We start from the raw sequence: 21012 nt of genomic DNA, 5'->3' as shown, positions 1-21012 counted from the left end.
AATTTTTTATTAACGTAGACTCAATTTACTTATATATATAAACATAATTATTCAAATGAAAAAAAATGATTTTTTTTACAATTTAATATCAATATTTTTTTTTTCTTTTCCGATATTAATAATAATTGGACCACTTTTTTTAAATTTATTTTCAGTTGTTATGTCTATTTATGCAATACTAAAAATAAATGAATTAAAAAAATTGATTTTCTTCAAAGATAAAATATTTATATCGATAATTCTTATTATAATATTTATTTTTCCGTATAATAATTTTAATTTAAATTTTACTGAATTAAAAATAAATTTTGATAGCACATTTTTTAAATATTTTTCTTACTTTAGATATATATTAATGTGTTTTGGTATAATTATTTTTTTAAAAATTTATAATTCAAATAATTTTTTTTTAACAAAAGTTAAAAATTATTATTTTTTATATTTAGTTCTAATTTCAATTGATGTAATTATTGAATTATATACTGGATCAAATATATTTGGATATTTTACATATTATCCTGGAAGAGTAGCTAGTTTTACAAATGAAGAACTTATAATTGGTTATATTTTTTCATTTATAGTTTTATTTTCAATAAACGACGGTATTTTAAAATTAAACAAATATTTTCTTTTAATTCTTACTAGTTTAATTTTAATTTTAAGTTTTTTAATTGGAGAGAGATCAAATTTTATTAAATTATTTTCCATCATAATATTTTTTTCTTCATTTCATTATATTAATTTTAATAAGTTTCATTTCTCAAAATCATTATTATTTATAATAACAATCTCGTTTATAACTATTCTCATCTTTGGATTAATGAGAAATACTCCCCAAGCAAAAAAAATTTATAACATACAAATTTTTGAGGGTAATAAATTATCTTTAAATCAACTATATTTTAACAATAAACATCTTGCACATTATGATGCTGCATTTAAAATTTTTTTAAATTACCCAATTTTTGGTGTAGGAATAAATAATTTTGGAAATGAAAGTAAAAAACAAAAGTATGAGTCAAAAAAATTTTCTTATACAAACCAAAGATCGTCTACTCATCCACATCAAATTTATTTTGAAATTCTAGCTGAAGTTGGTTTATTTGGTTTTTTATATTTAATAACTTTAAATTTATGGATCGCTTTTAAAGCGTTTAAACTTTACTTAAAGGACAAAAATTTTAGTCTATTAGGAAGTTTAATGCTTCATATTTTTTTCATATACCCGTTGTTACCATCCGGTAGTTTTTTTGGAACAAATTATGGATTACCTTATTGGTTTAATTTATCAGTTTTAATTTATCAAATATATTTTTTAAAAAAAAATTAATTAAAGTTTTTTTAAATATCTTGTGTTGTTTTCAAAAATAAAAACTACTATTGGAAAAAAAAACCATATGTAAGGTAAATAAAATATTGTGAAATTAAAAAAGAAAAAAAATATTAATAAATGAAAACTTAAAATTATAGCTATTATGTTTTTACCAAATAATTGATTAATTTTAAAATCAAATAATGATAAATAAAATAAAAATAATAATATAATGCCTATTAAACCAAAATCAAAAAAAATATCTAAAAAAGAGTTGTGAGAGAAATTATTAAATTTTAATTTTGAATAATTTGTTAATTCATATATGCCATTCCCAAAAATTAAATTTATATCTTGCGAAATAATATCTTTCCACATAATTAATCTTGTAGAGTCTTTCCACAAATTGTTTTCTACGATCAGGTCATAAAATTTATAATATCTAGTCTTAGGTTGATACTCTATTTGCGTAAAATTATCATAGTAATAAATTAAACTTAAATCTAAAATAATTAAGAAACTATAAATCAAAAAAAATATATAAAATAAGTATTTAAAAAACTTTTCTTGAATATTTTTTTTTTTATTAGAATTAAGTAAAAATAATAAAAAAGCAAATTGCATTAATAGGTAAAGATAAGCTGTCTTTGATCCTGTTAAAATTATTGTCATACCAAAAATCAATATGTAAAAAAAACTTAAATTTAAATAAATTACTAAAGTTAAAAAAAAACATGCGAATAAACCTAAATGGTTTGGGTCATTAAAAAAACCTTTTAATCTAATAATTTCGCTGGCCCTTTGTACGTCATTAAAATAAATATAACTAAAATCTTTTAAGATAATTTTGGTCAGAAAACTGACGTCTAATATTAAAATGATTATAATTACAATGCAATAAAATAAAAATATTTTGATAAGTAATGAAATACAATTTCTGATTCCTATTTTTTTAATAAATAAATAAATTAAAATAAAAAAAATAGCTGATCTAAAAAATTGTAAAAATAAAAGTATTTTTTTTTTATATAATAAATTATTAAGACTTTTTTCTAACGGATATATTTCAAACAATAAATTTAAAAAAATATACAATCCTAAAATTCCTAAGAATATAAATAATTTTTTAGATATAAGTATTCTGAAATTTTTTAATATAAATGGAAAATAAAATATTACTAAAACATCAAATAAACTAATATTTATATTATATAAGATTTTTAAGTTTAAGGAAAACGATGAAAATAATAAGGAAAAAAAAAGTATAGATAAGCTAAATTTATTAAAATTTAAATCATTAAATTGAAAAGAATTATTGAAATAAAAATTCTTAGTCATTTTGAAATTTTACTTTTTGATAATGATATAAAAATATTAGTGAATATGGATTATATATCAGGCCATTATTAAGTAATCCATATAAAGCTACAATTATCAAAATATTAAGATCTAATATATTAGGATTATAGATTACATTTTTTATGTAATCTAAAAAAATAATTATATATAAAATTAATCCAATAAAACCAATTTCATAAAGTATAGTTGCAAACGAAAACTCGAGTAAAAATCTATCTCCACCACCCCATCCTAAAAAGTCAAAACCATTTCCGATCAAAAAGATAAAACTAAATTTATTTATTAAGTAATTGAAAACAAACAACTGTTGAAAATAATTTCCTAGAAATTGAAGAGACATTAAATCATCCATTCTTTTCAAGAATAAAATAAAAAAATTATTGCCTTGATATATCAAAAGAAAGTTAATTATTTGCGTAGCAAATAAAGCGTATGTGGTTATTAAAATTAAAAAAAATAAAATAGTTTTATATTTTTTATTAATTATTAAATAAATTAAAAAAGTAAACCCAAAAGCCACATAAGCCAATCTGCTAAAAGTAGAAAATAAAATAATAAGTGTAATTAAAATTAAGATATATTTGAAATTATTTTTAAGCTTAAATTTATAAATTAAATATATTAAAAAAATATTACAAATAAATCCAAAATTTATTGGATTACCAAATAATGATACCAACCTGGAATTTGTGTTATGATAAGAGACATTTAAACTTCCAATATCATAATAAAAAAAATTTAGAAAATTATCCTGAAGTACAAAATTAAATAAACCAAAAAGCATTGATGCAAATAACAAGATAAATAATACTTTTTCAATTTTTTCATAATTTATTTTGAAACTAGAAATCGATGAAATAATTGAAAAAAAAATTATGTGCATTAAATAATATTTAACTCTTAATAAGTTTTCATAGTCAAATTTTTTCCAGAAAAATAAACAACATAAGATATAAATAATCAATATGAATAAAAAAATATTATTTTTATAATAAAAAATTATTTTCTCAAAATTTTCTTTGTTTAAAAAAAAAATCAAAAAAATTAAAATTAATATAAATTCATCTATAAAATTAGAGTAAATAATAACATTTTTTAAAGCGGCTGAAAAAAAAACAAATGTAAAATATAAAAAGAATAATATTAAATCTAAATTTTCTTTTAATTGTTTCATTGAAAAATAAATAATTTTAATGCTTCAAATTTTCTTTTCCAGTACAAAAATCTATTAATATTTCTATATTGGAAATCTACACCATCATTTTCTTGGTTATAAACAGTTAATTTTTTATGAGTATAATATACTTCTTCATAATGATATTTGCATACATAAGTAGCAAATCTATAATCAAGATAACATGTAAGATTATTTCTAGGGAATATATTTTTAATTATTTTTTTAAATAGTTTTCTTTCAACAGTTAAACAGCTTGTGGGCGGAAAAGTAGGCCAAATTAAAAATCTTTTCTTAAATTTTCTAATATTTTCTTTTTTTTTTTGATTTAAAACATAAGAGTTGTAAATAATTTTTTTTTTTTTAAGTTTTATTATATGGTTTAGATCCTTAATTTTATTTGGCAAAAAAAAATCATCCCCATCTAGAAGAGATATATATTCACCCTTGCAAAACTTAAGTGCAGTTAGTACTCCATAAAACTGATTTAAATTGCTGTGATTATATTTCTTTTTTATTTGATTTATAATTTTAATTTTAATTCTTCGATTTTTATAATGAAAATTATTAGCAAAATTATATGAATTATCAGTTGATGCATCATTAAAAAAAATTATTTCAAAGTTTTGATCAGTTTGATTTTTACAACTTTCAAGAGTTTTTTTAATATATTTTTCTTTGTTATAGTTTGTGATTATTATAGAAATCATAAATAAATTTTTTTAGATAATTTACAGATAAAATTATTAAACTTAAAAATGACTTAAATATACTAAACTTCATATACTCTCTATAGATTTTATATCCATTTTTGAGAGCTAAAATTTTATTAGCAGAAAGAGAGTTTTTTGACCTTCTGTAACGTGCTAATTTTAAATCAATACCTTTTATAATTTTCAATTTTTTAATTATTTTTAACCACAAAACATAATCTTCCTTAGTGCTTATATTTGGAAAATAAATTTTTTTTTTTTTAAAAAGTTTTGTCTCCAAAACTACTGTTGATAACCCTATGTCACATGATTTTATTAGATCATTATACAAAAGTTTTTCTTTTACTTCTCTTTTTGAAATAATTTTATTATTTGAGTTAACAATATAATATGATGTGTGTGACATTTGCAGTCTATTTTTTTTCATGAAATTAATTTGAATTTTTAGCTTATTTTTTGTCCAAAGATCATCACTATCAAGAAAGGCTACGTATTTTGAATGACTATTTTGGATTCCAACATTTCTTGACTCTCCAGCTCCTAAATTTTTCTTATTTAATATAATAGAAATTTTATTTTTTTTTTTAATTTTAGATAAAAATTTTTTTAATTTAAAAAAATCAGATCTATCTTCATTGTCATATATAATCAACACTTTAAAAAATTTATAGCTTTGTTTTAAAACCGAATTTAAAGCAGAAATTAAATATTTAAAATTTGTTTTATATGGGATAATAATTGTTACATACGGCACAATTATTTATATGAAACGAAAACAACAAAATCAAATCATTTTTTTTTTTCCAGTTTTTGACTTAGGAGGTGTAGAGAAAAATTTTTTAATTATTTCAAATTTTTTTGTAAACAATATTAAAAACTTTAACTATTCACTTATAACTTATAATAAAACACTTTATTTAATAAATAATATTAATAATAAAATAAAAATAATTTATCCATTTTTAAAACTTCCAGTAATCTTTAGAAGATTAAAGTTTATCCACTGCTTGATATTGTTATCAATAGAATGTTTTAAATTTGAAAAAGGTGTGATTTTTTCATTTCAAGGTAACTTTTATGCTTTATTAATAGCATGGATTTTTAATAAAAAAATAATAATTAGATCTAACTTAGCACCTGAGGCTTGGAGTAAAAATTTTTTAAAAAAGATAATATTTAAAAAACTACTTTCTAAAAGTAATTTAATTATTGTAAATAGTTCTGAGTTTAAAAAACAGTTTAAAAAATACTTCAACGTAAAAGCTAAAAAAATATATAATCCAATATTACCTCATAAAAAAGATACTAATAATAGAGTTAAATTTAAAGATAACTTTTATAGGAAAGACACTATTAACCTAATTAATATAGGGCGTTTTGTAAAACAGAAAAATCAAGCAGAAATAATAAAAGCTCTAAGTAATGTAAAGTATCCAAGTATTTTCAGATTAGTATTAATCGGAAATGGAATTGAATATTATAATTTATTGAATTTAGTTAAAAAAAAAAAACTAAAAAAATTTATTAAAATAATAAATAATCAAAAAAAAAAATTTTTTTATTTTAAAAATGCAGATATCTTTATCCTTTCATCTTTATATGAAGGTTTACCAAATGTATTATTAGAAGCTGCTATGCTTAAAAAATATATTATTAGTTCAAATTGTCCAACAGGTCCAAAAGAAATTATTGAGAATTATAAATATGGTGAAATGTATAAATATAAATCTGTTAGTAATTTAACAAAAACTTTAAACAAATTTGATAATAAAAAAACACTACTAAAGAAATATAAAAAAAAGGTTAATTTAAAACATGATATGTTTAATGCAAGACACAACCTTAATCAGTATCGTACTGAACTACTAAAAGTTGTTAGTGAAATTTAGTAAATTATAAATCTTCTTTTGAAAATTTTTTTCTGAATAATTATTTATCTTACGCATATTATTTTCAATCATTTTTCTATGTAATTTTCTTTTTCTTATCATTTTGCTAAAATTATTTTTAAAGCTTTTATGGTTTCCTGATAAGAAAATAAATCCATTTTTACCAAATTCTAAAAATTCTGCTGGTCCACTTTGACAATTAGAAGTAAGAATTATTTTTTTACAAGCTGCTGCTTCCTGAATAATAAACCCTGGCTCCTCCCAAAGTGAAGAGCAAATAAGTCCCTCGGATTTATGTATATAACTAAAAATATTTTTTTTAAATCCCACTAAAAAAACCCTATTTTCTAACTTTTTTTCTTTAATCAAATTTTCTAATTCCTGTCTTTGCTCACCTTCTCCTAAAATTAATAAATTTAAATTCCTTTTTTTTAGAATTATTTCTATAGCAGAAATTAAAAATAAGAAATTTTTTTGACGGGTTAATCTTCCAACTGCAACATAAAATTGCTTATTTAAAAATTTTTTTTGAATTTTAATTTTTTTTAACTTATTTATTTTTTTTAAATTAATTATTGGATCTACTAAGTATATTATTTTATCTAAATTAAATATATTTTCCCTGATTAATTGTTTTTTTGCAAAACTTGTTTGGATCAAAACATTCAAAATACTATCATTTGCAATTGACCATATTTTTTTTCTTAAAAAATTATACTTTACCTTACCAGAAATTCTAAAAATTATTTTATTACTTAGTTTAAATACTGAAATTACAAAAAATGGTAAAGAAGATAACAAGTAAACAAATAAAATATCTTTATTATTTTTTTTTAAATAAAAAAAAAGTGGAAATAAAGCAAAAATAAAAATTAATAAATAATTTAATCTACTCCAAAAAAAACCTTCTTTGGGAATTTTTTTTATAAATCTATTTTTTATTAATTTAATTTCTTTTATTTTTTTTCTTTTAAATATTTGAGAGTAATCATCAAATTCTCCAAAAACATTAATTATTTTACAATTAAATTTATTTGAATGTGATAATGCTTCTGCAGATTTTAATGTAGCACTTATAGTTCCTACATTAGAAAGAAAAGGACACCAAAATAGTAAATTTTTTTTCATTAAGTTATTATTTTATTCATTAATAAGTTTTAATATTTTATCTGCTCTTTTTATTAGTGAGAATTTTTTTGCATATTTATAATTATTTTTTGAAATTATGAATGTTTTTTCTTTTTGATAGAATAATTTTTCAATTTCTAATTTCCAGGCATAAACATTTTTATAGTTTTTTAAAAAAATTACGTTTATATTTTTTTTTAAAATTTCTTTTAGAACAGGATAATCTGAACACAAAATTACTTTGCCAACGCTCAAATAATCAAATAATTTTAAAGGAGATGTAAATTTTGTGATATCACCAAAATTCCCTGCTGCTGTAATTTTTGATGTATATGGCATTAACAATAAATCCATATTTGATAAAATTTTAGGCACTTCTTTATATGGTATATAATCATTTATTATTAGATTTTTTATTTTTTTTTTAGAAATTAAATTTTTAATTTGTTTTGTATTCCCATAGATAAAATATTTATTTTTTTTATCTATTTTTGCTAAATCTAATAATAATTTTTGACCTCTAGACTCGTAAAGTGATCCAAAGTAACCAATATTGAAATTTTTTTTTCTTATCTTGAATTTAAATCTTTCTGAAATAGATGAGCCACTAGGTAGTACAGCTATTTTATTTTCTCTTACTGAATATTTTGATACATAATTTAATTTTACATAACTTGTTATTGCTATTAATTTAAGCAAATTTTTTGAGTTTAAAAAATTAAATTTTTTAACAAGAAATTTTACAATTCGAGATTCATTGTCTAAATCATGATGCAACTCTAAAATAGTTTTTTTTTTCAACAAAACTAATAAAAAACATGTAAAAAAATTTCTTGTAATATAAATATCTGGTTTAAAGTTTAGACTGTTCAAAATTGATAGAAATGAAAATATGTAATATTTTATACCTAGTGGAAATTTATTAAATTTCTTTAACCTAACTATTTTAAATTTTGACTTTATATTATAGAAATTAAATATATTTTTTTCTGACACATTGGTGGTAATTAGCAAAACACTATTACCAATCCTCACGAAACTCTCACACATTTTTACTATTTGAATAGAACTTGCATTTGTAGAAGGGATAGCGGAATTAGCTAAATAGCAAATTTTCATTTATAGTTTTTTATTTACTGACATAATTATGTAATATTTTGTCGAAAAAAAGAAAAATTTTCTTTTAATTGTTACTATCTTCACAAAATTAATTATTCCACTATAAGAACTTAATATTAGAGAAATGAATAGAAATAAATGTTTAATTTGTAAATCAAAAAACTTTGTGGTCGAATTAATAAATTTGCAGTTTTCTAATTATTATATAAATAAATTTTTAAGCAGTTATTACTCTATTAATGCCTATAAAAAAATTAAAATAGAGCTTAATAATTTTTATTATAAAATACTAAAATGTAATAATTGTCACTTTATATGGCAAAAACATATTCCCAAAGAAATTTTTATGAAAAATTTGTATGAAAAATTTATTGATAAAAAAAAGAGTTTGCAAAAATCAATTGACAAACATAAAAGAAGTAAACTAATTGATCAAATTCAGATAGACCAAATAATTTACTTGCTCGGAAAAAGTAGAAAAATTAAAGTTTTAGATTATGGAGCTGGATGGGGACATTGGGGTATAAATGTTCAGTCAAAAAATATTGATATAACCTGCCTCGAATACTCAAAATCAAGAATAAATTATATAAAAAAATTAAAGTTAAAAACTTTAAAATTAAAAAACTCAAATCAAAAATTTGATTTCATAAGATGTGAACAAGTTCTTGAACATCTAACAGATTTAAATGATGTTATAAAATCTTTATTCAGTATGTTAAATAAAAAAGGTATCATTTATATTTCTGTGCCAAATGGAAATAAAATTATAAACTCCGAAAAATTCAGTAATGAATTTATTAAAAAAGGTCCTGTTCAACCTCTCGAACATTTAAATTGTTTTAATAATTTTTCATTAAATAAAATTTTAGAGATAAATAGATTTAAAAAAATATCTATAATTAAACTAATTATTGCAAAATTATATTCCAACAAATTAAGCTTTAAAAAAATAAAAAGTATTTTAAAAGATATATATAATTATTATTATGGTACAGCCTTGCTTTACTACAAAGATTAATTTTTTTTAAATTTTAATTTACAATAACTAAAATTTTATATAGTTAGTGTCATGCAAAATAAAAAAAAAATAATCCCATGTGTAATAGGTTTGGGATATGTTGGATTGCCCATTTTTTTAGAACTTCAAAAACAGTTTAAATCAATTGGCTATGATAAAAAAATAAAAAGAATTAAAAATTTATCAAAAGGCATAGATGATAATTTAGAGTATAGTAAAAAAAATTTAGTTTTAAAAAATGCTTCTTTCTTTACCCAAAAAAGTACTTTATTAAAAAAAGCAAATTTTTTTATAATTTGTGTACCAACACCTATTACAAAAAATAAAAAACCAGATTTATCTTTGATAAAATCTGTATGTATTGAATTAGCAAAATATTTAAAAAAAAATGATATCATAGTACTAGAGTCTACAGTTTACCCAGGTGTAACTGAAAATTTTTGTGGTAAAATATTTGAAAAATATTCTAAATTAAAAATAAATTCTGATATTCATATAGCATATAGCCCTGAAAGAATTAATCCAGGAGATAAAAAACATACAATAGATAAGGTGAGTAAAATTGTTTCATATGCTGGAAATAATCAAAAAATAAAAAATAGAATTTTAAACGTTTATAAAACAGTTACTAAAAAAATTATTTTTTCGAGAAAAATTAAAGAGAGTGAAACTGCAAAACTTATTGAAAATATTCAAAGAGATTTAAATATTGCATTAATAAACGAGATATTGGTTGCATGTGATAAAATAGGTTTAGATTTTAACGAAACAATAAAATTAGCTAGTACTAAATGGAATTTTATGAAATTTTCTCCAGGTTTAGTTGGTGGTCATTGTCTGCCTGTTGATCCGTATTACTTTTCACACATTTCTAAAGAAAAAAAATATAATCCGAAAATAATTTTATCAGGTAGAAATGTTAATGAAAAGATGGATGATTTTATAATCAAAAAAATAAGACAAAAAATTGCTAAAGATCAAATCAACAAACCAAAAATATTGTTATTAGGCTTATCCTATAAACAAGACGTTGCTGATTTTAGAAATTCCCTTTCAATAAAAATATCTAAAAAACTTGGAGATAAGTATAAAAATGTTTTTGTTTTTGACCCTTATTTAAACAATAACAAAATAGAAAATCTGAGAATAATAAATTCTTTAAATTCTATAAATGAATTTGATATTATTGTTAAGCTTGTTAAGCATAAGATTGTAGAAAAACAATTAGAGAAGATCAAATTTAATAAAAATAAATTTTTAAAAATTCTAAACTAATTACCACTGCAAATATTTATTTAATTTAATCTTGATTAGTTTTTGTTCACTTTTACTAAGAAGTGTTTTTGCTTTATAAGCATTATGAATAGTTTTTTTAATGTTAAACCTATTCAAGTTTAAATCTGAAATACCCAAATATTTCGCAATTAATTTTGAGCTTTTTTCATAGTTATTAACAAATTCCTCAAATCTTACATTAAGAACTTTCTCGTTTTTATTTTTTCTGAATTTTGCATCGCTAATTTTCATTATTTCATCATACCAAATAATAAATTTATTGATGTCATATCCAGGAAAAGCACCTGCTTTCCTGAATTTCATACTATAAAATACACTCCTTGGATCTCTTGTAACTCTTATCAATTTTGACTTAATATTATATTTTGATAGTTGATTAGGTAAAAAAAAACTATTTGCTTGATCTAATAGAATATTTTTTTTTAGTTTTAAATTATTTTGAATTAAAGCATTTTTTATAATTTTAAAAATAAATTTATTCAGATACTTATTAAATTCTATCTGATCTACAGGTAAAACCATCATAAAATTTTTGCTCTCTAATCTTTTATAAAGATTTATTTTTTTTAAAAATTTAATTTGAAATTTTTTATAATTGTTTAGCGAATGCAATTTATAAAAAGGTAAAGCGTTATAAGATATTTTGGTAATACTTTTAGTAAAATCAATAGATAGATTTTTTAGGTCTTTTGTATAGATTTTTCTGCGCTGACCTTTGTGTGTAAACATCATTTTATCAGCACTTTCGATGTAACTAATAAATTTAAAAAAAGCTTCAGAACAATTATTTGGGCTAAAATTTTCATAAAGAAAATAATTTAATTCATTAATCCCTCCTGGATCATTAAAAAGTCTGAATTCTTGATCTAAAAATGGAGATACAAAATTATTTTGAGATCTTAAAAAATCTAATATAGCTCCACCCCCACTGTTACCAGGGCTTGTAGTTAATACAAAATTATATTTATCTAATATCACAATATGATAGAATGAGACCAAATCAATTTATAATATTTTAGTTATATTTCAATCTATGAAAAAAAAATTACTTTTCAAAAGTTTCTTAAATTTTTTTTGGTTAAGACCTGAGAATGCCCTAATTTTTTCCTTAAAAGCGGAAAAATTAAGTCAATATAAAAAATTTTTTAAAGGAAATTCAGTAGATATCTCATGTGGTAATGGCATTTTTACTTTCATAACATTTGGTGGAGAATTGTCACAAAAAAGTGACATGTATCAATCACTTGATTATAAAAATAAAGATATTTATGATAGTTTTAAAAAATATAACTTAATAATAAAAAAATATCCTAAAAAGAAATTTTTATTCGGCACTGATTGGAAATTAAATCTTTTAAATAAATCAAAAAAATTAAAATTTTATAATAATCTAATTTTACATGACAATAATAAAAGATTACCATTTCAAAATGATTACTTTGATTTTATGTATAATTCTAGTTCTTATTGGGTAAAAAAATTCAATTTCCATATTGCTGAAATGATAAGAGTATTAAAACCTGGTGGCAAATTACTTTTGACAGTAAAAACAAAAAATATAATAAAGTTTAATTTAAGAAGTATAATTACTAAAAATTTTGATGATAAATTTTATAAGATTATTGATGGTAATAGGATAAATTCTTATAAAGGATTAAAAAATTTAGAAGAATACTTAAATATAATTAAAAAAATTAAAAAAGCTAAAATAGTTAGGCTTGAACCTATTTATTGTAGAAAAGTTAACTTAATTTGGGATGTCGGTTTAAGACCAATTATTAAACCTCTTTCTATATTAGCAAATTCAGCAAAAATCAAAGACAGAACAAAAGCTAAATCAATAATGATCTCAATTTTTTTAAAACTATTTGACTCTTTTATAAAAAACTACAAACCTCAAAAAAAATTTGCTGTTGAATGGCTTGTAGAGATAAATAAGGTTACCTAATTTGATAAAATTAAATCAGGATTATCTTTTTTTTCTGTAGCACCTAAAACAGAATAATTTATATTTCCACAATCCCTAATAGTCTCTACATTTTTAAAATGTTTCTTACATATATCAATTAATTTTTTCTCATTCCAAAAATTAAGATGGAAAGGATTATGATATTTAATTTGTATTTCATCAGATAAGATTATTTTTCCCCTTTTTTTTATTAACTTTTTCAAACTTTTAAATGAATGATTAAAATCAATCGAATGTACAAGTAAATGATTGACAACTATGAGGTCAAAAAAATTTTTATATTTTAAAAAATCTCCGAAAAAATAACCATGAATATTTCCCTTTAGATAGTTTGCATTTTTATATTTTTTTAAAATGGTTTGTTCAGATATTTTTGATATATCCAAAAAATATATATCTGAATTGTATTTTTTAAAATAATTCATTATTAAACCTAGAGTTGGACGCAAAAAAAGAATTTTTTTTGGTTTTGTATAAAATTTCAAATTTTTTTTCCATCTTTTAAATCTTTTTTTAAAATGCCTTTTAAATAAAAAATTCTCATATTTTTGTGGGACTGGAAACTCAGACCAAACTTCTTCAGAAATGGTTTGATCTTTATTCGACAGTTGTCTTAAATATTCAATTAAATCTTTTCGTGAAAATCTGTTAAAATCTTGAATTAATCCACAATTTAAGCATTTTCCAATAGATCTTAAATAAAATTTTCTGGAAATATCATTAGATAAAACTTTGATAATATTAAAGTCAGGTAAACATTTTGATAAATAAAAATTTTTTTTAATTGAATTACAATTAACACATCTTGCATGATCTAATTTTTTAACGTGATATAAATTAATATTTAAGAATTTTTTTAAATAAAAAGCAAAATTTGAGTAATCATTTAGTTTTTTTTTAAAAACAAGCTTGGGTCTTTTGAATTTCATTTTAAATATACTTTATTGCAAAATTTTTTATAAAAAGTTTGATTGAGTTAATGAAGCCATATGGTTTAGTTAATGATATTAATTCATGATTATCATCAAATATATTAATGTCATTATTACAAAATTTTTTTTTATCTTTCGGTAATGCTGCTAGAACTAATTGAATAGTATCCCGGTGATCATTCGGAACACCTGCCTTATGAAAACAAAGTGAAGGTGAAAAAATTAATGAAGATCCTTTTTTTCCTGTATTTTTAAAAATTAATTCTTTATCAAATTTTTCATTATAATTATCTCTATTTTTATAATTTGATGCAGTTATAAATCTTTTAGTGTTCATTTTTGATATTAAATGTAATGGACCATCATCATGAGAAATATCCTCAAGATTTACAAAAATTTTAAAATAATTCATTACATATCCGTCATTATGAAATTTATTGGCATAAATTTCTAAATCTTTATTATCCATGTAATTGAAATGTTCAATCCGAAACGCTCTATAACTTATCAGATACACTGGAATATTAAAATAATCTTCTAAGTCTTTGATCAAAGGATTTAATATTTTTAAAAGATCATTTTGAAATAATTTTTCATATTTTTTATCAAGAAAAAAATATGTTCTATGGTTATTAATTTTTTTTTGTACAACTTTTCGTTTTTTTAAATCATATTTTTCAATCAAATCTAGAAAATCTATGTTTAATTTTGAGAAACCATATTTTTCAAAATTCAAAATATCTTCATTTTTATTCTGAATTCTTAAAATAAACTTTTTGTAAAGAAAATTATATAAAACATACGGTAATGGTAATCTTAAATTAAAAAATTTTATTGATAGATATAAAGAAACTTTTAGTAAGATTTTATATAACTTCATTTTTAATTAATTTAAATAATTTTTTTGCAACAATATAATCTTCTAAATAATCAATATCTAATGATTTATAAAATTTCATTGGATAATGTATTGTTTTGCCACCAAAAATATATTTTTTTAAGTTCTTTCTTGAAGTAATATAAATAGCACCGTTTCTTGCTAGAGTTTTTACTTTATCTTGTTTTCTTGTAATTTTTTGTTTTGATTTCATAAAATCAATCACTTTGAATTTATTAACTTGTTCATACTGAGAATATGGTTCAAAATTGTGTGGCACTTTCATGGTACTGACTAAAGAGTCAGGTTTTTTTTTTTTAAATAATTCTATTGAGTTATCTATATCTATATGATTTCTAAATGGAGATGTAGGTTGCAGAACTAAAAATACATCCACGCATATATTGTAATTTTTTCTTAAATATTTGTCTGCATGCTGTAAGACTGCAAGCATGGGGGTTTTATCTCCAGAAATATTTTTGGGTCTATTAATCGTAGCACAATTAATACTTTTACAATACTTCAAAATATTTTTATTATCTGAGGAAACAAAATAGCCGTCTAAATTTTTTGATTTTTTAGCTGATAATATTGTATGATAAATTAGAGGTTTTCCGTTTAATTTTAGCATATTTTTATTTCTTAAACTTTTAGAATTTCCCCTGGCAGGTATTATAGCAACTATTTTCATTATTTTTTTTTAACAATCATCCTTAAATTTTTTCCATTTCCTGATGCATTTATATAAAATTGTAAAATTTCAATATCAAAATTACCTAGGTTTTTGAGAATTGATTTGTTTTTTTTCTGTTTACTTAAATAGGCTCTATAATCTTCTAAATCTAAACCTTTCGTTTCCCAAAAAATTGTTTCAAAATTGAAATTTTTAAAAAAATTTTGAAGTGTTTTTGGTGTAAAATATGTCAGATGATGAGTAGGATTTATAAAAACAGAATTCTTTTCTCCGACTAAAAGTCTTTGTGCACAATTCCAATTAGGGACATAAACGAATAACAAACCACCTTTTTTAAGTAATTTTTTTGCTTTTAAAACCGCTGCTTTAGGGTTCTCTAAATGCTCAAGAACATCAAACATAGTAATAACATCAAATTGTTCTTTTGTTTTAAATTCATTTATTGTTTTCTGAAAAATATTAAGACCTCTTTTTTGCCTACCAAAATTAGCTGTTTCAGGATTAATTTCTAAACCAGTTGTTTTCCAGCCAATTTTTTTTGCATATTCAAGAACATAACCAGTAGAACAACCTACATCTAAAATATTAACTTTATTTTTATTTATATAATTTTTTAATATTTCAACTCTTTCTTTTCCAAATCTATTAACCCTATACAAATGAGATGAATTTCCCAATTTTTTCATTATTTTTTGATAATTTTCAGACTTATATAAATCTGTATAAAATTTAGAATTTAACACATCTTTTACAAAGATTGTTTCGCAATTTTTACATTTCACTATATTTAAATTATCTTTTTTTAAGATTTTTTTTGAGCTCTTCGAGTTGCATGAAGGACAATTTCTTGTCTTTATCATCTTTCTTAATTTTTTTTTATTTTTAAAGATAGAGTTGTAAAAATCATTTCTTTTATCTACACAATAATCATAAGACTTTTTTGGTCTTAATTTTTTGATATCAATTTTTTGTGACTCGAATTTATCTTTTAGTGTAATAAGCATAGTTAAAATTAATCTATTTTTATATAATTCCAGTTTATTAATTTTTTCAATTTTTCATCAATCAATTGTGGATTTTTTTTAATTGAAAACACCCAAGATCCATAAATAGGAAGTAAACTTATAGAATTTGAACAAAATCTAAATATTATTTTTCTTGTTATTGCTGAACCATCTATAACAACAATACATCCAGCTTTTAGCTTTTCAAAAATATTAAAAAGATCGCCTCTAGGTATATCAGTTATTAACTTTTTTTTTTCATCAATATACCAAGCTGGTCCATCACAGATAATCATATCAATTTTCTCATAATTTTTTATTCCAAGATTTTCAAAACAAATTGTCTCTAATCCAATTTTATCTTTAGACAGGACAACTTTGCTATGAATAAAATTAAAACTTTTATTATAATTTTTAACTCGTTCATTTGCTTGTTGAATACATTTTTGCTCATGATCAACCATAATAAGTTCACATTCATCTGACATTTCATCTATTATGGCTTCGGATGACACTCCTATACCTGGTCCTAATTCTAGGATTTTTTCTGGTTTATTTTTTTTTATTAATTTTCTTAAAACATAAACATCATAAATGCCGGTAGCCCAATTGTAATCTTTGTTATCTTTTGAATTATTTTTCCTAATTTTATTAATGCAAACAAACCACAAAAAAAAATCCATAAAAAAAAATAAATTATAGACTCCGTTTTTAAATTTTTTTATTATTCTCATTTAGAAATTTCTATTAAGAAATTTGATCTCTTTGAGATGACATTATCTTTATCAAAAGGATGATATTTAAATATTACTCTGGACAAATTGTTTTTAAAATAATTAATAATATCGTCAGAACTTTCTAAAGCATTATTAGACAATCTATTATTTATATTTCTCTGATGGGTATGACACAAACTTATTAAACTATTATTTTTACCAACTCTAATAAACTCATTAACTCCCTCTTGAACTTTATTTGAATAAGTAATAACCCAGCCAACAATTATCAAATCAAAATAATTATCTTCAAAAGGAATTTTAATCATATTAGCTAAAGTAATAAGATTGGAGTAACTTTGTAAATCTATTGATCTTATATTTTTTAAATCAAACCCATGTCCCACTAGTCTAAATATTTCACTTTCTACTCTTGGACCAACTACCAATACTTTCATTCGTTTAAATTTTAAGTAATCCAAAGATTTCAGGGGTCCTAAGTGAACTAGGGTTCTTTTAGCATTAAATTTACCATATGAATTTAAAAAATCTTTGATTGGAGATGCATGATTTAAATTACTAATCAAAGCTGTTTCCTTTTTTCCTGAAGCAATTTTATACCCCATTCCACCATCCTCGCTATTAGGATCATAAAGTGTTTTGAAACTTCTCTTTAAATAAAAAAAATATAAAAATCTAAAGTAACTAACTAAATAAATTAATATTGAATAGTTGAATATAGAACGCAAAAAATAAAATGAAAATTTAGAGTAAATTTTTTTCATCGTCATCTTGTAAATAATCTTTTTTGAATTGGTGGTTGCACATTAGATAAAATTTTTGCAATTTTAACGCCAGTATTTCCATCTCCATATATATTGCTAGAAATATATTTTCCATGTTTAATTTGTTTTTTTATTGCTTGAATTATTTCTAATTTACTATTACTGACTTCAATAACATTAGGTGCTTTTTCTCTATCTGATTGTCTCGACCCAACGTTAACAACTGGAGTGCCTATGAAGCTTCCTTCTCTAATTCCACTAGAGGAGTTTCCTATCAAGCATTTTGTATGTTTTAAAATATTCAAATAATGATTAGCTGGCAAGTTTTTAATAAAGAAAAAATTATTGCTTTTATTTTTTTCACGAAATAATCTTATACCTCTAGATACCCCGTCAGATCCAGCATCAGAATTTGGCCAAAAAACTAGAGCTGGTAAACCAATATTTTTAATTGCTTCTAAAGAGTTTAAAATATGTTTCATTGAATATTCATATTCTGTAGTTACTGGGTGTTGAGATAAAACCAAAAAACCACTATTTAATTCAAATTTTCGTCCAACTCCATGCTTAAAAATAATTTCAGAATTTAATTCTTGATTTTTTTTTAAAGTTATTTTTGCTAAATCAATTCTAGGACAACCAACATGAAATACAAAACTTGGATCTTCTCCTAAGTTTATAATATTTTTTTTTGCAAGCTTACTAGATGGAAAATGAACATGTGCAAACTTTGTATTGGCATGTCTTATGCTTTCGTCGATAGTGCCAGTAACTTCTCCTCCCATAGTATGTGCAATTTTAATATTTAAGTAAGCTGCAGCTATAGTGGCGGATAAAGTTTCGTATCGATCTCCAACAACAATCAAAAATTCTGGTTTTAAACGGCTTAACTCGGTTGTTATTTCAACTAATCCATAACCTGTGGTTTTTGCCATAGTAATTGGATTTTCTCCTTCTAATAAAGAATAGATTTTCGAGTCAATCTTAAAACCATCTTGAATTATTAATTTTTCTAAATTGCCATATTTATCCAAAACTCCAGAGGCAGCCAAAATTATTTGTAATCTCAATTTTTTACTTTGTTTAATAGCACTCAAAACACTTTTGATACTTGCGTAATTTGCTCTAGATCCAATATATGCACAAATTTTTTTTTTCATTTTTTAAAATTATTATTTTTAAGTTTATATCCAGAAGGAAGTGTTTTTTTTAATTTTAATCCAATTATATTTTTATAATTATAGGCTTTTATACCATCACCTGGTTTTTTAAATTCTAAATCATTCAATTTAATTTTTTTATTTTTTTCGATTTTTCTTTTCAAAAAAATACTTTTTTCGAAAATTTTTTTCATATCTGATAATTTTCTTATTATTGTATTTTTATCTACTGGGTTATCCCTTATTAACTCTGCATGTTTAATATTTCGAATAAATTTTTTAAATTCATTTGGTTCCATCCCATATTTTGCATCACTACCATACATATGTCTTGAAAAAGTAAAATGTTTTTCAATAATTGAAGCTCCCAAATAAGTGGCAATTACTGCAGCCACTGATCCATTGGTATGATCTGAAAATCCAACATCTATTTTAAATTTTTTTTTAAAATCTATGATATTGTTAAGACCTACATTCGTTAAATCACATGGATATTCTGATGTACACTGTAAAACAGTAACTTTACATCTTTTTTTTAAAATTTTTATTGCAGTGTTCAATTCTTCTAAATTACTCATTCCGCTTGAAATAAATACTTCTTTTTTAGTTTTACTTATTCTTTCTATCAGAGGTAAATTATTTACTTCTCCAGAAGGAATTTTATATTTTTTTAGGTTTAATTTTTCTAAAAAATCTACAGCTTCAATTGAGAAAGGTGATGATAAAAACTCGACATTATTCTTTTTTGAAAATTGAATAAGTTTTTTATATTGTAAAAAACTAAAACTAGTTCTCTCAAAATAAGTGTATCTATCCTCATCTCTAAAATATTTAGGTTTTGGAGCATTTTTTACACTTTCATGTTCTGCAATATGAGTTTGGAATTTAACTATATCTGCCCCACATTTTGCTGCTAGTTCAATAAGTTTTTTTGCATTTCCAAAAGAACCGTCATGTACTGATCCTATTTCTGCTATTACTTTAGTTTTCATATTTTTTTAACTTTAAAATAATTGATATACCATTTTATAAATTCTTTAATTCCGTAACTTACATTCGTTTTGGGTTTGTATTTAATAAATTTATAAAGTTTCGAACTGTCTGAAAAGGTTTTATATACATCACCTGTTTGAAGTGGTAATAATTGTTTTTTTGATTTTACATTAAGATTTTTTTCAATTTCTTTAATATAAATTTTAAGGTTTACAGGTTTATTGTTTCCCACATTAAAAATGTTAAAATTATATTTTTTTTTTTTTTTGAATATTTTAAAAATTATATTTGCCACATCCTCCACATATGTAAAATCTCTTATATGATTTCCATAATTAAAAACAGGTATAGATTTTTTTTTTAACATATTTGCAGTAAATTTAAATAATGCCATATCAGGTCTTCCCCAGGGGCCATAAACTGTAAAAAACCTTAATACTGTTGTTCTCAATTTATATAATTGACTATAGGAAAAAGCCATTACCTCATTAGATTTCTTAGTCGCTGCATAATACTGTGCAGGAGAATCCGTTTTTAAATTTTCCTTAAAAGGATACTCTTTATTTAAACCATATACACTACTTGTGCTTGCCAAAAACAAATCTTTAATTTTATATTTTTTCGATAGCTCCAAGATTATTGCTGTACCAATAAGATTATTTTTTGTATATGAATTAGGATTAATCAAACTATACCTTACACCAGCTTGGGCCGCAAGGTGTACTACATACTTAATCTTTTCTCTGCTAAAAATTTTTTCCATACTTTTTTGGTTAGTGATATCTGTTTTATAAAACTTAAAGTATTGATTAAATTTATTTTTTCTAAGATTTTTAATTCTATCAATTTTTAATTTTTTTGAATAATAGTC

The 21012-nt window shown here is 21.6% G+C and carries 21 protein-coding genes; 5 read left to right on the top strand and 16 right to left on the bottom strand.

Annotated elements, in window-relative coordinates; genetic code table 11:
* Positions 1 to 55: 55 nt before the first annotated feature.
* On the top strand, positions 56 to 1330 hold the full coding sequence (locus AMN88_RS01445) for an O-antigen ligase family protein (protein ID WP_075536111.1): 1275 nt from the start codon (positions 56 to 58) through the stop codon (positions 1328 to 1330).
* On the opposite strand, the gene AMN88_RS04630 is transcribed toward AMN88_RS01445, so the two are convergent.
* From AMN88_RS04630 to AMN88_RS01425, 4 genes are all read right to left on the bottom strand, one after another.
* On the bottom strand, positions 1331 to 2650 hold the full coding sequence (locus AMN88_RS04630; RefSeq protein WP_075536110.1) for an O-antigen ligase family protein: 1320 nt from the start codon (positions 2648 to 2650) through the stop codon (positions 1331 to 1333). It abuts the gene before it with no gap.
* The gene (locus AMN88_RS01435; protein WP_179850087.1) at positions 2643 to 3554 is read right to left on the bottom strand and encodes a hypothetical protein; all 912 of its coding nucleotides are present in this window, start codon (positions 3552 to 3554) and stop codon (positions 2643 to 2645) included. The genes AMN88_RS04630 and AMN88_RS01435 overlap by 8 nt, the downstream gene beginning before the upstream one ends.
* Before the next feature lie 287 nt (positions 3555 to 3841).
* Positions 3842 to 4555, bottom strand: a complete 714-nt coding sequence (locus AMN88_RS01430) for a glycosyltransferase family 2 protein (protein ID WP_075536108.1) — start codon at positions 4553 to 4555, stop codon at positions 3842 to 3844.
* Positions 4527 to 5312: a glycosyltransferase family 2 protein gene (locus tag AMN88_RS01425; RefSeq protein WP_075536107.1), complete on the bottom strand. Its 786-nt coding sequence runs from the start codon at positions 5310 to 5312 to the stop codon at positions 4527 to 4529. Before AMN88_RS01425 ends, AMN88_RS01430 begins: the two co-directional genes overlap by 29 nt.
* 10 nt (positions 5313 to 5322) lie before the next feature.
* On the opposite strand from AMN88_RS01425, the gene AMN88_RS01420 reads away from it, so the two are divergent.
* Positions 5323 to 6447, top strand: coding sequence for a glycosyltransferase (locus tag AMN88_RS01420; RefSeq protein ID WP_075536106.1), 1125 nt, complete (start codon positions 5323 to 5325; stop codon positions 6445 to 6447).
* Here AMN88_RS01420 and AMN88_RS01415 read toward each other — a convergent pair.
* Complete coding sequence (locus AMN88_RS01415; protein ID WP_075536105.1) at positions 6424 to 7575, bottom strand: glycosyltransferase; 1152 nt, start codon at positions 7573 to 7575, stop codon at positions 6424 to 6426. The two genes, AMN88_RS01420 and AMN88_RS01415, sit on opposite strands and share 24 nt — an antisense overlap.
* 12 nt (positions 7576 to 7587) lie before the next feature.
* A complete protein-coding gene (locus tag AMN88_RS01410) occupies positions 7588 to 8448 on the bottom strand; it encodes a glycosyltransferase (RefSeq protein WP_179850085.1) in 861 nt (286 codons plus the stop codon).
* Between the two features lie 592 nt (positions 8449 to 9040).
* On the opposite strand from AMN88_RS01410, the gene AMN88_RS01405 reads away from it, so the two are divergent.
* Together AMN88_RS01405 and AMN88_RS01400 are read left to right on the top strand one after the other, a co-directional pair.
* On the top strand, positions 9041 to 9715 hold the full coding sequence (locus AMN88_RS01405; protein ID WP_179850084.1) for a class I SAM-dependent methyltransferase: 675 nt from the start codon (positions 9041 to 9043) through the stop codon (positions 9713 to 9715).
* A 51-nt stretch (positions 9716 to 9766) separates the two neighbouring features.
* On the top strand, positions 9767 to 10990 hold the full coding sequence (locus AMN88_RS01400) for a nucleotide sugar dehydrogenase (RefSeq protein ID WP_075536102.1): 1224 nt from the start codon (positions 9767 to 9769) through the stop codon (positions 10988 to 10990).
* Here the strand turns inward: AMN88_RS01400 and AMN88_RS01395 are convergent, their stop codons facing one another.
* The gene (locus AMN88_RS01395; RefSeq protein WP_075536101.1) at positions 10991 to 11989 is read right to left on the bottom strand and encodes a sulfotransferase family protein; all 999 of its coding nucleotides are present in this window, start codon (positions 11987 to 11989) and stop codon (positions 10991 to 10993) included. It abuts the gene before it with no gap.
* 55 nt (positions 11990 to 12044) lie between these two features.
* Between AMN88_RS01395 and AMN88_RS01390 the strand changes: the two genes are divergently transcribed.
* Positions 12045 to 12959, top strand: a complete 915-nt coding sequence (locus tag AMN88_RS01390; RefSeq protein WP_075536100.1) for a methyltransferase domain-containing protein — start codon at positions 12045 to 12047, stop codon at positions 12957 to 12959.
* Here the strand turns inward: AMN88_RS01390 and AMN88_RS01385 are convergent.
* The 9 genes from AMN88_RS01385 to AMN88_RS01345 form a co-directional block, all read right to left on the bottom strand.
* Entirely contained in the window at positions 12956 to 13909 is a 954-nt protein-coding gene (locus AMN88_RS01385; protein WP_075536099.1) for a methyltransferase domain-containing protein, read from the bottom strand. The two genes, AMN88_RS01390 and AMN88_RS01385, sit on opposite strands and share 4 nt — an antisense overlap.
* 1 nt (position 13910) lies before the next feature.
* Positions 13911 to 14792, bottom strand: coding sequence for a hypothetical protein (locus AMN88_RS01380; RefSeq protein WP_075536098.1), 882 nt, complete (start codon positions 14790 to 14792; stop codon positions 13911 to 13913).
* A complete protein-coding gene (locus tag AMN88_RS01375; RefSeq protein WP_075536097.1) occupies positions 14779 to 15480 on the bottom strand; it encodes an acylneuraminate cytidylyltransferase family protein in 702 nt (233 codons plus the stop codon). Before AMN88_RS01375 ends, AMN88_RS01380 begins: the two co-directional genes overlap by 14 nt.
* A complete protein-coding gene (locus AMN88_RS01370; protein WP_075536096.1) occupies positions 15480 to 16487 on the bottom strand; it encodes a class I SAM-dependent methyltransferase in 1008 nt (335 codons plus the stop codon). Before AMN88_RS01370 ends, AMN88_RS01375 begins: the two co-directional genes overlap by 1 nt.
* Before the next feature lie 8 nt (positions 16488 to 16495).
* On the bottom strand, positions 16496 to 17170 hold the full coding sequence (locus AMN88_RS01365; protein ID WP_179850083.1) for an O-methyltransferase: 675 nt from the start codon (positions 17168 to 17170) through the stop codon (positions 16496 to 16498).
* Positions 17171 to 17217: 47 nt separating this feature from the next.
* A complete protein-coding gene (locus AMN88_RS01360; RefSeq protein WP_075536094.1) occupies positions 17218 to 17988 on the bottom strand; it encodes a methyltransferase domain-containing protein in 771 nt (256 codons plus the stop codon).
* A gap of 2 nt (positions 17989 to 17990) precedes the next feature.
* Entirely contained in the window at positions 17991 to 19148 is a 1158-nt protein-coding gene (gene neuC / locus AMN88_RS01355) for a UDP-N-acetylglucosamine 2-epimerase (RefSeq protein ID WP_075536093.1), read from the bottom strand.
* On the bottom strand, positions 19145 to 20140 hold the full coding sequence (locus AMN88_RS01350; protein WP_075536092.1) for an N-acetylneuraminate synthase family protein: 996 nt from the start codon (positions 20138 to 20140) through the stop codon (positions 19145 to 19147). Before AMN88_RS01350 ends, neuC begins: the two co-directional genes overlap by 4 nt.
* A partial coding sequence (locus tag AMN88_RS01345) for an NAD-dependent epimerase/dehydratase family protein (RefSeq protein ID WP_075536091.1) occupies positions 20137 to 21012 on the bottom strand: 876 nt, incomplete at its 5' end. The genes AMN88_RS01350 and AMN88_RS01345, both read right to left, overlap by 4 nt.

The organism is Candidatus Pelagibacter communis (assembly GCF_001180165.1).
Taxonomy (GTDB): Bacteria; Pseudomonadota; Alphaproteobacteria; order Pelagibacterales; family Pelagibacteraceae; genus Pelagibacter; species Pelagibacter ubique_P.
This window is presented reverse-complemented; position numbering and strand designations above follow the sequence as displayed.